Genomic DNA, 13899 nt, shown 5'->3' with positions numbered 1-13899 from the left:
GGCATTGGTCCCGTCGTACGAACTAGCCCTGAACGGCCTTTCGCATCTCGTCCTCGTGCACCTGCCGCCACTGGTGCAGCCGCACCCCCGCCGCGACGCCGTGCGCCACCGAGGCCACGAGCAACACCATCAGCCACAGCAGGCTCGCGACAGATGTCACCGCCGCCAGGAAAAGGAAGATGATGAGCAACGGAAAAGTCCCCAGGAGGAGCAGCATCCCGCAGCCCCTCCGCCCCGTGCGCTCCGCCGCGCCCGACAGGGTCTGCGACGCCTTGGACAGGCCACGCCCCCCGGCGCCCAGCAACCGCGAGATCCCCGACCACGGCCCGTACGGCAGGTAGTCGCCGCCCTGCGCCCGCGCCAGCAGCACCTCGCTCCCGCACTGCACCGCCCAGCACAACACCGACGCCCCCGCCAGGAACCCGAACGGCACTCCCGAACTTCGCTGCACACCGCCCACGGACCGCGTGCCGCCCCCGTCACCCCCGAACAGCGCCCCGACGACCCAGCTGCCGAAGAGCCAGAACGCCAGCAACGGCAACGACCAGGCCACCGCCCTGGCGACCGCCCGGCCCCGCCCGTCCAGCCGCTGCCGCTCCTTGTCGTTCCACCGCGCCCGCAACGCGTCGGCCCGCTGCGTGGCCTCCTGCCGCGTACGCCCCCGCCGTTCCGCCTCCACCGCCGCCTCGGGCGCCGCCCGCACCACGGCGAGCAGCCGCAGCGGATCGTTGCCGGCCCCGTCCACGATCCACCCGAACCACGGCACGTCCTCGGCCACGGCCGCCCGCGCGCGCCCCGCGGCCTCCGCCAGCGAACGCCGCGTCTCCTCCGGCCTGGCCGCCAGCGCCAGAAGCGTCAGCAGCACGAAATCGTCATCGGCCCCGCCCAGGCTCAACCGCGGCGGCGTCGCCTCATGCTCCCGGAGCCACATCGCGAGCCGTTCCCACTCCTCGACCCGCGCCCGCCACCCGTCATCGATCCGCTCGAGCCCCCGGCCCCCCTCGAACCCGGCCAGCACCTGCAACAGATGGTGCTCCCAGAGCTCCCGCCCCAGAACGCAGGCCGCCCGATGGTCCGGATGCCCCGGATCCCCGGCCAGCGCCGCCAGCCCCACCAGGTCGTCGGCCGTGACCCGCCGCCCCAGGAAGTGCGGCGGCATCCCCGGATCGAGCCACCGCACCAGATGCAGCAACTTCACGTCCGGCGACAACCCCGTCGTCAGATACCCGTCGATCAACCCGATGCGGCTGTCATCGGGAATCCCCGCGAGCCACTCCCGGAGACTCCGCCAGGCCTCGCCCGACTCACCCCGTCCGAAGAAATAGAGCGCCGCGTAATCCCACCGCTCCACCAGCGCCCGGGCCAGCGCCCCCCGCTCCGTATACCTCTCCCCGTTGAACGGAAGCCCGACCCCCACCACAGGCGCTTCCTCGACGACTTCAGGAGCCCCGCCCGCCAGCCACCGGCCGACCTCGTCCCCCGTCCAGCGCCGCCGCGGGTCCCGGGTCAGCAGCCCCTGGCACACCAGCCGGAACCGCGAATCCTCGACCGCGTCCGCCGACACCGCCCGCGTCGCCAGATGGTCGACCACCGCCGTCTCGCTCAACCCCGTGAACGGCGCCCGCCCCGTCAGGAGCTCCCGCACGATCATGCCCAGCGACCACCAGTCGCGCGCCGGCGAGACCTGCCCCGACAACGACTCCGGCGCCGCGTACGCCAGCGTCCGAGAACTGGACGCGAACACCACGCTCTGGTCGAGCACCTTGCTCAACCCGAAATCAGTGATCGCCACCCGCAGCGGATCGGCCTCCAGCACCAGCACGTTCTCCGGCTTCAGATCCCGGTGAACGATCCCGGCCCGGTGCAGCGCGTCCAGCCCGTCCCTGAGCTGGGCCACGACCTCCCGCACGACCTCGCCCGGCAGAGGCCCCGCCATCAGCCCCCGCAGGTTGCCGTCCGCCGCATAGGCCGTGACCTCATAGTCCCGCCCGTCCGCATGCCCCGTCTCCAGGGTCCGCACCACATGCTCGGACCGTATCGAGGGCAGCTTCCCCCACACGTCCCGGTCGGCGCTGTAGCCCCGCCGGAAGATCTTGACGACGCACTCGGCCCCCAGCGCGTCCCGGACGAGCATCAGATCCGACTCGGCCCCCTGAACCGGCAGTTCCCCCACCAGCTCGAACCGTTCCGCCAGCACACCGGGCAACCGCATGAGCGGCCCACCCGAAGCCGCCCCGTCCCGCCGCGTCTCGCCCACCCGCGGCCCGGGCACCTGCGGATCCCGCCGCGTCTCCCGGAAGTCGGCCACTACCCCGCCCTATCTCGTCACGTCCCCCGAACCCTAACGCCCCCCTCAGATCTTGTCCTTGATGACCCGCAGGTGCTCAACCCCCTTGAACCGCACCACCACCGCCTCCATGAAGATCCTGGCGAGGATGGCCTCGAACACCCAGATCACGGGCGAGGACCCGATCACGATGAGCCCGAGCAGCCACCCGTTCCGCAGCTGCATGATCCAGAGCCCGATCGCCACCACCATCAGCGCGGACAGGCTGATGAGCAGCAGCGACAGAACGTAGAACGCCTTGATGAGCTTCGGCGTGACCAGATGGTTGAAGTTGAAGTCGAACAAGGCCCCCACCAGCCCCTTGCTCTCAACCCGTTGCTGCTCCCACTCCCCCGACCCCCGATACCCAGGCTCCCCCTGCCCCCGGTACGCCGGCTCCCCCTGCCCCCGAGGCCCCGGAACCCCCTGCTGCTGGTGTCCCGAACCACCTTGCTGCTGCCCCGGCGGCCGACCAGGCCCCCCGGGAGGCCCCGACCGCCCCCCTTCCGGAGGCCCGTAAGGACCAGGCGCCGGCGGGTACTGAGGCTGACCACCATCAGACGGATTCGTCATCGCTGTGTCTCCTGAGGTTTGTCGGGCGACCTCACATGGGCAAGGCCGACCCTAGAACGATTTCCGCTCGGAAGGTGCGACCACAACGTTTCGCACCTCGACCCTGACCATCCAGCTCAGTTTTCTGACTAGCAGGTTGCTTCGGGTCTTCGGGCTGGCATCATCGAAGCCGTGCGTCGCAGAAGGCTCGGCCTCACCACAGCGATCTTCTTCGTGCTCACCGCCTGCGTCGCGTCCGCCTGTACGTCGGGGAGCGAAGACTCGGCGTTCAACCCGACGCCGAAGCCACGGAGACCTGCGCAGTCCGTCATCATCGCCGGTGACACTTCGAACGATCGCCCTCCGGTTGATGGGGAGTACGCCCTGCGAACGGGCGCGAACGGCACGGGCGCGATTGCGGTCTCGACCGACGGAACGGTCTACTTTCCGGCATCATCGCAGCTGGGCCACCGTTTGGCGCGCATCTCCCGAGACGGAAGGCTCCACGTCCTTCCGATCGCCACGGAAGCCGACCGCTTGATCATCAAAGCCGACACATTGTGGCTGATGACCGCTTCCAAGAACACAGTTGCCCTCGAATCGAGACCCCTTCGCGACTTGAACAGGAGCACCAACCTCCTTACAGCACAAGGACCCGGCGGCCGCTCACCGCTGGTGGTGAACTCCAATGGACAGGCTCTCCCCGGGACCGAGCAGCGTCGGCTCATCTCGAGTTTGGGCTCCGCCGACTTCAGTCTGCGACAAGACGGGACCCCCATCCTCGTCACTGAAGAGGGAGCACTGTACGAGGTACTGGGAGGAAATCGCATCCGTCCCTGGAGCCCATCAGGCTATCGTGCTGCATTGAAAGCAAACTCTGGCTCAGGCCACTTCCAACTGATGGACGTCGTCACCGACGACCAAGGGGACGTCCTTCTGCTGGGCGACAAGGGCCTGGTTCGCATACCGAGCAGAGGGTCAGCGACCGGCGTCCGATTTCCGTCTGCTGTAGAGAAACTGCCTAGCTGGACTACAATGCTTCCCCTCCGAAACGGCACGATCGTTCTCCTCGGGAGCACTGAAGTGCGTGCATCTCCACCATCACCCGGGCTGCTCACCCCGGCCGGTGAACTCCGCACCGTCAACTGGGGAGCACAACCATCCTGCTGGAAGTTCAGCGGAACTCTGAGTGCCGTCCAATCGGCGCAACTGGGTGGCGTTGCCGCTCACCCTGATGGGTATTACCTGGCCACAGATTTCGGCTGCAGCACCATCATCGCATTCAAGCTAACCGCACCCCTGTCAGGAACGCCACTTCCCGGGTAGCGGGCCCGACTGCAACGTCATTCCTTGGTCTTGACCTGCGTATTGTGATCAAAAGCCGCCTGCGCCGCACCGACAATGTCGCGTCCGTATATTTTCTGACCACCAGACTGCGCCGTAGTGCCGAATAGGTTCCTACGAGACCAAGTGACCAGCAGGGCTGATTCGTCCTTGCTCAACACTCCCTTCTTATTGAGCAACGCCTCGATCTCTGAATCGGGAATCGACGTACCGAGTTGGCGACGATAGGCCCGGACCAGATCTACATGAAACTGGTCGGAATAGTTGGCATAACGGTCATCAATCTCCTTGACCTTCTTCTCAAATTCCTTATATTTAATCTTATTCAGCCCTAGGTCCGTGGTCATTGTGTAGACATCTCCACTACCAGGAACCTTGCCTACCGGCGTCTCTCCAAGGACGGTCCCACCAAGGTCACGCAGGGCGGCCAGGCGCTTCTGAACGTCCTCGTATTGCTTTTTGGTCAGCTTCTCACGTTCGGTTCGTTCATCGACATAGGCCCGTATCAGATTGCCATCCAGCCACCCAACCCCCTGGGCTCCACTCAGGAAGCTTCGGTTGCGAAGCGCCCACTCGAAGAGCTTTTGTCGATATATCTGGGTATCCACACCGAGTTGGGCCCAATGCCTGTCATTCGCGGGGAACGTGCGCAGGAAGGCCGCCATCTCGTCACCGTCTATTGCGACAAATGTTCGACCTGTCACAGGATCGATGTCCGGGACGGTTCCTCCACTCGACCTATCCGAATTTGCGATCGCAGGAATATGCATTCGGGTCATCCGAAGAAGGCCCTCGCGCAATCCTGCGCCATACTCGGCGGAGAATTGTCTGCTGTCCGAAAACCAATCAGGGCCTCGGTCATCATGAAGCCACGGCATCCATTTCGGAACCCTTCCCTTGCCAAGAAAGGCGTCAACCTTCGCCCGACCGGTCTCATTCCACCACGCGACCGTCCTCATGATCTCAGCAGCATTTTCTGCTGCTTGGCTCTCATGTCCTTTCTCGGGCCGGGTTGCCAGGGCTATAATCTTGCCCGCCGCAGTGCCCTCATCCATCCAGTCCGGTGCCGCAAGGAGCGCCGCATATGTCTCTCCGTTTCCCCGAGTGACCCATGTTATCGCCTTGGCCTTATCTGCATCCTTGACCGTGAAGGCTTTGTCGAGTTCACTGGAAACGACTTCTCGGGCCGCTGACGTATCATTCTGATGAATGATACGTCCGAGAAGATTGAGCGCCGGGTCATACTCACGCAATCGCTTAAGATCCGTATCACCAATGCCACTGCCGCCGTTGATTCCCCAGTCATCCCACCACTTGCGATGTGGCTGATTTACGACAGACGTGTGACTCTCTCCCCAAGATCCACCCGAGACGGAGATCTCATACGAAGGATACTTTTGCCGCCACCGGAGAGCAGCCTTGCTCAGCTCCACGAGAACCGCAGAACTCCATTTTACGTTCGGATCGGAGAGCTTGATCAGGAGCGCTTGCCCCGGCATGTCCGATCCAGCACCCCCCATCGCCTTCCAGACCACGGACTGGCCGTCCTTCTTGCGCGAGAGAACGGCCAGCGCAGTACCGATATCAGCGAGGATCTTCTTGTCGTCCACGCCGAGCGGTGCACTATTCTCAGCACCGCCCTGCTTATGAAGGTTGTGAGCCAGAGTGCCCACGCTGCCCGGCTTTACCGAGCCGAAGAACGTCGCGAGATATGCAGTGTCCTTGCCGTTCTCGCGTAGACTCGCTGCAACGTCGATTAGCAACGTTCGGGATTGAGCATCCGGAGCCTGCAGGGCCTTTCCGTACGCCTGAGCCTGCAAACGAGCAAGCTCGGCCATCTGGCCGGTACCGAATCTCTCTACGTCGGGGACACCCGACATTCCCCATTTGGGGGTCCCCCATGTCACGCCAACGTTATCGCTCACGAGGGCATAGTGGATTCGTGTCTTCATTGGGCGCGCCTGGCCGGCGCACCACGATGCCGTGCGTTGACACTGCGCGGTCGACACCTCGACCGGGCCGCCCTCAGCCATGAGCGTCCGCAGCCGACGACCATGACCGGGAAGTGCGTCAGCCGCGTGTTTGAGCGCAGACTCGAGCCGTTGCAGACCTGAGACCGATACCGAGGCAACCTGGTTGAAGACTCCTGCTGACGGTTGCGGTGCCACAGGAGCGATCTCCGGCACGTCGTAGACCATCGGTACCGCGTTCATGGAGGCCACAGCCTCCAAGATCCTCGCCATCATCTGCTCAAGCGACCGGCTATGCCCTCGCAGATCGATGGTGAAGTTGGCTGCCGAACCACCCTGCCAGACCTGTGGACCCATCTGCCGCGACACTTCAGACATGAGCGACGAGATACGAGCAAGCTCGATGCGAACCGCACTCACGTTGACCTTTGTCGCGACCATCGTCCCCTCCGCTGTGTTCAGTTGCCGAGCTAGCCACCGAAGGAAGCGCCCTTCAAGGGTCAGGACTGGAATCTGCAGAGTGTGGACATACTCGCGATACCGGGTGGCAGCCTCGATGTTCTGCTGGGAACGCCTGATGTCTTGGCCCCCTTCTTCGAGGGCCATGGCCATCTTGTGGAAGGCGGCTTTGGCATCCATCCACGCACTACGAAACCGATTGACGCCCGGGCCCCACCAGATCTCCGTGCTGGAGACCGTACGACCATTCAGGTCCTTGATCAGGGCGTCCAGGTTTCTGGAATCTTACTGAACGTCCGGGACAGGTCCTCGAGCGCACCGATGCTGGCACCGCGCTTGTCGCCACTCATTTCACCGACCTCCCGCCGCACTTCTTGAAAGGACGGCAGTCAGCCTACGCCGCGGCTGTCTCTCGCTCTAGGCGTTTGTTGGACTGCATCATCCCTGTGACGGTTCCGTCGGATACTTCGCCATAACCCGGGCGCCGTCCGTCTCCTGCTGGATCAGCGGCGCTGACCAGGGTTAGCCGGGGGGTGCGGCTTGGGGTTGGAGGTTGGCTAGTTTGTTCTTGATGTCGGGGCGGGCCAGGGGGCGGGTGGAGCCTACCCAGTCGGTCCGTTTGTAGGGCTTGACTCCGATGTTGGGGACGCAGGTGGAGCAGCTGGCGACGATCATCTTGTTGGGGCCGATGACCATGCCGACGTGGCCGGGGCGGTTGGCGGCGGTGCCGGGGCCGGAGTTGAAGAAGACGAGGTCGCCGGGCTGCTCGTCGCCCTTGGGGACGCGGACGCCGAAGGGCCACTGGCCCCAGGTCGTGCGCGGGATCGAGATGCCGGCGCCGCGGTAGGCGGCCTGGAGGAGGCTGGAGCAGTCCCAGGCGTCGGGGCCGTTGGCGCCGAAGATGTAGCGCTTGCCGCGCTGGGCCATGGCGAACGCGATGATGCGCTGGACGATGCCGTCGACGCCGGGGGGCAGGTTGTTGTCCTGGCAGTCAACGCCGTTGGACTGGACGACCTTGAAGTCGCCGCCGCCGTACTTCTTGGCCCAGTCGAGGACGAGGTTCACGTAGTCCCACGAGTGGTTGTACATGAAGATGGCGGTGCGCATACGTTCCGGGGCGCCGTTGTGCTTGAGGTAGCGGGCGGCCGAGGGGATGGCGTCCTCGGGGTCGTAGCGGTCCTTCTTGTCGTCCTTGTTGCCGTCGACCGCGAAGGCTTTGAAGGTCGCTTCGAGGAACTGCATGGGGCCGCCCGCCCCGGCGTAGTTCTCGCCGTTGCTGACGCCGGGGAGCCTGGACGTGCCGTGGCTCGTCTCGACCTTGCCGATGCCGGCGAGGACGTTCCAGGGGATGCCGTAGTCGGCGCCGGCCTTCTTGTAGAGGGCGAGGTAGTTGGCCGGGATGGCGCGGGCGTCGGTGGCCTCGGCGGGCTGAGCGCCCGCCTGGGAGACGTCGACGCAGCCGCCGCTGCCCGCGCCGCCTCCCCCGTACATGAACTGGCTGGCGCCGAACAGGATCGGGACGATCATCAGCGCCACGAACAACATCCCGACCGCGCCGATGGCGCCGACGAGGAGGAGGTTGCGGCGGTTCATCCGGTGTCACCCGCTTGACCGGCGTCGGCGGGCTCGAAGGCGTAGACCTTGAGCGAGGCGCCGTCCCGCGCGACCGTGACCGCGTACTGCTGGCTCGTGGTGCTCTTCTTGCCGGACTTGGTGAGCTGCTGCTTTCCGGTGATCAGGAAGATGATCGAGTTGTCCTCGATGTCGCGGACCCGGTCGAGCGTGGCGCTGCCCTCGGCGACGATCTGCTGGGCGCGGCGGTCGTCGAGGACGCCGGGCGAGGTCGCGCCGCGTTCGATCTCGTCGAGGAGCTGGTCGGTGGCGAGCGGCGTCACCCGGCTGATGAAGATCTTGGGGTCTTCGTCGTAGCGGTACGTGCTCTGGGCGGCGATGAAACGTTGCGCGGTGTCGGCCGCCGTCGTGAACTCCTGCTGCGAGAACGGCAGGAGCCGGTAGATGTCGAAGTTGCCCGGCGAGACGGCTCCGCCGATGCCCGGTGGCGGTGATGCCGGTCCCGTCGGGCCCGCGGAGACGGACGGAGCCGCGGACGAACGGGCGCCCGCGGTCTCCGGCGAGTCATCCGGGGCGGCCATCGTCAGGTAGATGCCGACGGCGGCCAGGGCCACCACGAGCCCCACGAAGAGGAGCTTGCGCTGACGGTCCGTCAGGTTCATCAATCATCCCGTTCTGAATCACGTTCGACCGGACGCAACCAGAACGGTATCGGCGGGCTACCACCTTCCGAGCCCCTCTTCCCCCACAGGGGCGGGGGTGCCTGCTGGCCGGTCCCGCCGCCGGAACGGGGCTTCGGAACGCCTGACGCGGGGTCGGGCTTGCCGCCGCCGCGTGCGGGGGTCCCTCCGCCCCCGGAGCCGCCGCTGCGGCCTCGGGCCGGGGTCCTGGATCCGCCGCCACCTGAGCCGGAGCCGGAGCCGTTGCCTCCGTTGGCGCGGCCTCGGCCACCGCCGGAGGATCCGCCGCCGCCCTTGAACCAGCCACCACCACCGCCACCGCCACCGCCAGAGCCGCCCGAGCCGCCCGACTCGCCGCCACCGCCGCCGGACGAGGAACGGCCGGTCCATGAGCTGGGACGGCCTACTCCGATGCCGGTGCCCGATGCCTTTCCGCCTCCGTCAGAGGCGGACGGCGCGTCCGCGGGCGCGGCGTCGCGGCGGGAATCGCCGGAGACGCCGGCGCGGGTCGGCAGGTTGAGGGGCGGCGCACCGCGGCGGGAACGTCCCTGGGCCGCGGCGGCGCCGGAGCGCGGCTTGGCGGCGAGCACGGGGGCGGCGTCCGGCGAGGCTCCCTCACCCGCCCCGGCGCCGCCGATGGCCGAGCGCCTGTCGGTGGCCACACCGGTACCGGCGGTGGCGGCGTCCGGGTTGGCACCGGCCTCGGCGGCGGCGTCGCGCTTGCCCCAGCGGGCGAGGCGATAGCCGGCGGCGCCCGGAACGGCGGCGGTCGCCACTCCGGTCGTGGCCTTGCGGGCCTCCATGATCGACTTGTCGAGATGGGCCTCGCTCTTCTCGCGTGCCCCGACGGCCGAGTAGCCGACCGAGGAGAAGAGGTGCTGGAACGGTTTGCGATAGATGAACGCGGCGAACGTGACCAGGGCGATGAGCAGGATCTGCAGGCCCCAGGGCAATGTCTCGCCGAGGATCAGCCCGTACGCCCATAGCAGGAGGGACAGCACACCGATCAAGGCCGCCTGTTTGAGCAACATCGACAGGAGGAGTTCCAGCCAGCGGATGGCGATGACACGTCCGATGCCCGGATGGATGCCGATGCCGAGGAAGATCGGGCCCGCGACCAGGAGGAGCAGGAACGCGATCTTCACGACGATGAGCGCGACAGCGATCACCATGATGAGCATGCCGGCGACGAGGGCGGCGAAGAGCCCGCCGAACGCCACGGCCAGGCGGCTGGTCCAGTTCTTGCCCTGGAAGACCGGATAGACGCCGGCGTGGTTCTCCTTGATGTCCTTGGAGACGGCCTTGTAGGCGTCGGCCTTCTTGGCGAGGTCGACCTTCTGCCCGCCGTGCGTCTCGGGCAGGTCGACCGCCTGCGACCACAGCAGCTTGTCGGCGTTGTCCTTGACGACCTTGGCGTTCGGATCGGTCGTCCCGAACTGGCCCATCAGCCACGGCTTGCACACCAGCGCCACCCACAGGCCGTTGGCGTTGCGCGTCGTGGCGTCGATGTCGGCGGACTTCATCGGATCCGGCTGGCCTTGTGGCACCGGTATACAGGTGCCGCCCTTGGCGTCGCTCTGTGGCAGGGCCGCGTTGAACGCGGCGCTGGTCGCCTCCGACACCTTCGTGCCGAGAGTGGTGAAGTCGGCGGGACGGGCGATCAGCCAGATCAGCGCCACCATCGCGGCGACCATCCAGATGACGCCCTCGGTGACCTTGCTGGCCCGTTTGCGGACGAGCCCCCACCAGGCCAGCCACATCGCGCCGAGGATGACCACCCACGACCAGTAACGCGCGTTGAACGTCTTGCCGATCCCGCTGATCACACCGTCGACGGTGTTCTTGAGCCAGCTCAGCAGCGACTCGGACGCGGCGGCCTGGTAGACGCTGATCGTCGTACGGTCGATCGCGCGGACGAGGGTGAACGTGGTGTTGGCGAGGGCGTTGCCCATCATCGCCATGGCGTCCGAGCAGCCCATGTCGACCGCGTACCAGCTCTGCCCGGCGGTGCCATACCGGTCGTAGTACGTGAGGTCCTGGACCGGCGTGGTCCTCAGCTTCTCGTTCGGGTAGTCCGGCGGCTTGATCAGGCCGTCCGTGCCCGACCCGTACTGCTCGGGCGCCGGGTTGTCGGCCGGCCGGCAGGCGTCGCTCGGGCTGGGCAGCGGGATGGACGCCACCGCCGGTGACACCGGGCTGAGCAGGAACAGGGACATGAGCACCAGCAGCACCGCGGTGCGACGGGTGCGCCTGCGGCGCGGCGGCATCCGGCCGGCACGCGGCGGCACGCGACCGGCACGCGACCTGGTGCGGCGAGGGTGACCGGAACGGTCGAACAGGGCTCTATCGAGGCCCTCCTCGGGGGTGCGCTGGATGCGTACCGCCCGATGACGGGGACGCCTCATCGGGTGACCTCCTCGGCCTCGGCCCCCGCCGCTGTCAGTTCGGACGACCCCGGACGTGATCGGGTCGGGTTGGTGTCGAGCCAGCGCTGCAGTTCGTCGGAGATCAGGTCGACTCCGATGCGGCCGGCCCGGCCGTCGAGGTCGCGGAAGATGCACTCGCCGTTGCCCAGGTTGCGCAGTACGGCCTTGTGCTCGTCGGACGCCTCCACCCCCAGCAGAGACATCACGTTCCCGACCTCGACGCGTTCGGATGAACGGAAGGAGAACACCGATGACAGGCAGTTGGTCACCTGTTCATTCAAGAGGTCTCCGGCGTTCTGTGACACCAGGATCAACGCAGTGTTGCGAGAGCGCCCCATTCGCGACACTTCCGGCACCAGCTTGGCGCCCTCGGGTGTCGATGTGATGGCCCAGGCCTCGTCCAGGAAGATGGCCTTGGGCATGCGCCGGTCGAGGCCGTGCATGAGGCGCCGCGCGAACTGCGACACCAGGTACATCAGGGCCACCGAGAGGCGCTGCTCGTACGAGTAGTCCTCGCGGCCGATGGTGACGTCGGGCAGGGTGAGGCCGCCGAGCGTGAAGACGGTCGTCCAGCCGGCGCTGTCGATGCGCTCGCCGCCGGACGGGTCGAAGCAGAGCCGCGCCAATCGCATCTCCGACATCGAGCGCAGGACGGCGCCGAGGTTCTTGGACGCCGGGTCGTCGGAGCCTTCGAGGTAGTCGACGACCTTGCCCAGGGACGGGCGGTCGGCGTTGGCCACGGCGCCGACGGCCTGGATCATCGCCGACTCGCGTTCCTCGGACATGCGCGGCAGGAGCAGCCGCAACGTCTCGGTCGCCATGGTCTTCTTGGCGGCCAGGTCGTCGCCGAACGAGAACGGGTCGAGCAGGCCGGGCGCGGCGGAGCCGAGCGGCAGGATGCGCGCCTTGCGGCCGCGTGCCTTGAGCAGCTCGACGAGCGACTCGGCGTCGCCCTTGGGGTCGATCGCGGCGATCGTGACCCCGCGCAGCGCCATCTGGTAGATCAGCAGGAGCGCGAGCGTCGTCTTGCCGCCGCCGGGCTCGCCGGTGATCGCGACCGCGGTGGGGCGGTTGCGGGCGGCGGCGACCAGCGGGTCGAAGTGCACGATCGCGCGGGCACGCCCGAGGGTCTCGCCGATGTACGGGCCGACCCAGCCCTCGGAGTGCTCGTCGGGACGGTCGCCGAGGTCGACGGTGGCGGTGGGCATGCCGCCGGCGATGGTGCGCAGCGGCTGCCGCTGCGCGTACGCCTGGAGCCGGATGCGGTCTCCCGGCAGCGACTCCAGGAACAGGCTGAACTGGTCGCCGGTCGAGTTGACCACGTCGATGCCGATGTCGCGGTAGTGCTCGACGACGGCGTCCACGCGCTGGGCGAGGAGCTCGGCGGTCGGCGCCGACACGATCAGCCGGTGCCAGCCGTAGACGAACGGCAGGCGCTCCTTGGTGATGCCGTGCTCGAGCATGCGCGCGGCGTCGATCTGCTCGGCGAGCGCGATCGGCGCCTCGGCGCCCGCCTCGCGGATGTGCTGGTCCATGTCACGGGCGTGCGCGAGCTTGCGCGAGACGTCCTTGGACGCCTTGGCCGGCGGGATCAGTTTCATCCGCGCGCTGATCTCGACGGGGAACGGCAGCGCGTCGGCGTAGTGCAACCACGGCTCGCCGTCCGGGAACGGCATCATGTCCGGGAACCGGGCGAACGACAGGTACGCGACGTACGACTGCGCGGTGGCGCTGCCGTTGCCGTTGGTGTTGGGCTGTTCGACCCGCAGGTACGAGCGGCCGTTGTGGATCGCGCCCTCGACGAGCGCCTCGATCTCACCCTTGCCCCAGGTGCGCCGCGCCACGGCGGAGGGCGGCGGGTCCTGGAGGGACGCGGTCACGGCGTGCTGGAACAGCCAGGCCACCTCGGTGGACGTGGCGTGCCGCGCGTAGAGGGCGGAGCCGCCGAGCGCACGGCCGACCCGTTCGGCCTGCTCGGTCCAGCGCGAGATCTCCTTCTTGCCGATCACGTCGTCCTCGATGCCGAGCGTCTGCTCGCTGCGCTTGTAGAAGCCGAGGAGCTGCGGCAGCACACCGCCGGACAGCTGAGCGCCCATGCCGCGCGGGCCGAGCCGCACGCCCAGGTAGACCTCCTTGGTCCAGAAGTCCTTCGCCCAGACGTGCGCGTACGTCTCCTCCAGGTAGTCGCGCCAGCCGGTGCCGCCGTCGGACGTCCTGTCGAGGGCGAGCGCCCACTCGGCCGCCGGGTAGGTGCGGTGCGCGATGCGCAGGTGCACTTCGGCGTCCTGCATGCGGATGCCGGCGAGCGCGATGGTGATGTTGGTGGCGAGCGCCTCGCGTTCCTCGCCGGTGGTGAACTCGTAGGAGACGGTCGGGAGCCGGAAGTACGCCCAGGCGGCGTTGTCGGTGAGCAGCACCCGGTCGTCGAAGTACCGCACGGCCAGCCGGCTGGACCGCGCCTTCGATGCTCTGCTCATCGCCTCGCTCCGCTCAGCGCGGCGCGACCGGTGGGTCGCACCCGCGCGGACGCGGACTCGGGTTCGGTTCGTGAACGGGTCGGTCCAGCCGCC

8 protein-coding genes are annotated in these 13899 nt (G+C 67.3%); 1 reads left to right on the top strand and 7 read right to left on the bottom strand.

Features of this window, described 5'->3' with window-relative positions; genetic code table 11:
* Positions 1-22: 22 nt before the first annotated feature.
* Positions 23-2212: a serine/threonine-protein kinase gene (locus ABZ810_RS22535; RefSeq protein ID WP_358406017.1), complete on the bottom strand. Its 2190-nt coding sequence runs from the start codon at positions 2210-2212 to the stop codon at positions 23-25.
* Between the two features lie 141 nt (positions 2213-2353).
* On the bottom strand, positions 2354-2641 hold the full coding sequence (locus ABZ810_RS22530) for a DUF4282 domain-containing protein (RefSeq protein ID WP_358406015.1): 288 nt from the start codon (positions 2639-2641) through the stop codon (positions 2354-2356).
* A gap of 429 nt (positions 2642-3070) precedes the next feature.
* Here ABZ810_RS22530 and ABZ810_RS22525 point away from each other — a divergent pair, with 429 nt between their 5' ends.
* The gene (locus tag ABZ810_RS22525) at positions 3071-4204 is read left to right on the top strand and encodes a hypothetical protein (protein ID WP_358406013.1); all 1134 of its coding nucleotides are present in this window, start codon (positions 3071-3073) and stop codon (positions 4202-4204) included.
* Between the two features lie 17 nt (positions 4205-4221).
* On the opposite strand, the gene ABZ810_RS22520 is transcribed toward ABZ810_RS22525, so the two are convergent.
* From ABZ810_RS22520 to ABZ810_RS22500, 5 genes are all read right to left on the bottom strand, one after another.
* Positions 4222-6831, bottom strand: coding sequence for a hypothetical protein (locus tag ABZ810_RS22520; protein WP_358406012.1), 2610 nt, complete (start codon positions 6829-6831; stop codon positions 4222-4224).
* Positions 6832-7173: 342 nt separating this feature from the next.
* The gene (locus ABZ810_RS22515; RefSeq protein WP_358406010.1) at positions 7174-8244 is read right to left on the bottom strand and encodes a bifunctional lytic transglycosylase/C40 family peptidase; all 1071 of its coding nucleotides are present in this window, start codon (positions 8242-8244) and stop codon (positions 7174-7176) included.
* Positions 8241-8885, bottom strand: a complete 645-nt coding sequence (locus tag ABZ810_RS22510; RefSeq protein WP_358406007.1) for a hypothetical protein — start codon at positions 8883-8885, stop codon at positions 8241-8243. Before ABZ810_RS22510 ends, ABZ810_RS22515 begins: the two co-directional genes overlap by 4 nt.
* On the bottom strand, positions 8885-11308 hold the full coding sequence (locus ABZ810_RS22505; protein WP_358406004.1) for a type IV secretion system protein: 2424 nt from the start codon (positions 11306-11308) through the stop codon (positions 8885-8887). The genes ABZ810_RS22510 and ABZ810_RS22505 overlap by 1 nt, the downstream gene beginning before the upstream one ends.
* Complete coding sequence (locus ABZ810_RS22500; protein ID WP_358406003.1) at positions 11305-13806, bottom strand: ATP-binding protein; 2502 nt, start codon at positions 13804-13806, stop codon at positions 11305-11307. The genes ABZ810_RS22505 and ABZ810_RS22500 overlap by 4 nt, the downstream gene beginning before the upstream one ends.
* Between the last annotated feature and the right edge of the window lie 93 nt (positions 13807-13899).

It is taken from the genome of Spirillospora sp. NPDC047279 (assembly GCF_040643285.1).
Taxonomy (GTDB): Bacteria; Actinomycetota; Actinomycetes; order Streptosporangiales; family Streptosporangiaceae; genus Spirillospora.
The sequence above is the reverse complement of the archived record's forward strand: the minus strand, read 5'-3'. Positions and strand labels throughout refer to the sequence as shown.

Coding starts and splice junctions, on each gene's coding strand:
- ABZ810_RS22535 (WP_358406017.1), bottom strand. CDS start 2,212: ATGCGGTTGCCCGGTGTGCTGGCGGAACGGTTCGAGCTGGTGGGGGAA.
- ABZ810_RS22520 (WP_358406012.1), bottom strand. CDS start 6,831: ATGGATGCCAAAGCCGCCTTCCACAAGATGGCCATGGCCCTCGAAGAA.
- ABZ810_RS22515 (WP_358406010.1), bottom strand. CDS start 8,244: ATGAACCGCCGCAACCTCCTCCTCGTCGGCGCCATCGGCGCGGTCGGG.
- ABZ810_RS22510 (WP_358406007.1), bottom strand. CDS start 8,885: ATGAACCTGACGGACCGTCAGCGCAAGCTCCTCTTCGTGGGGCTCGTG.
- ABZ810_RS22505 (WP_358406004.1), bottom strand. CDS start 11,308: ATGAGGCGTCCCCGTCATCGGGCGGTACGCATCCAGCGCACCCCCGAG.
- ABZ810_RS22500 (WP_358406003.1), bottom strand. CDS start 13,806: ATGAGCAGAGCATCGAAGGCGCGGTCCAGCCGGCTGGCCGTGCGGTAC.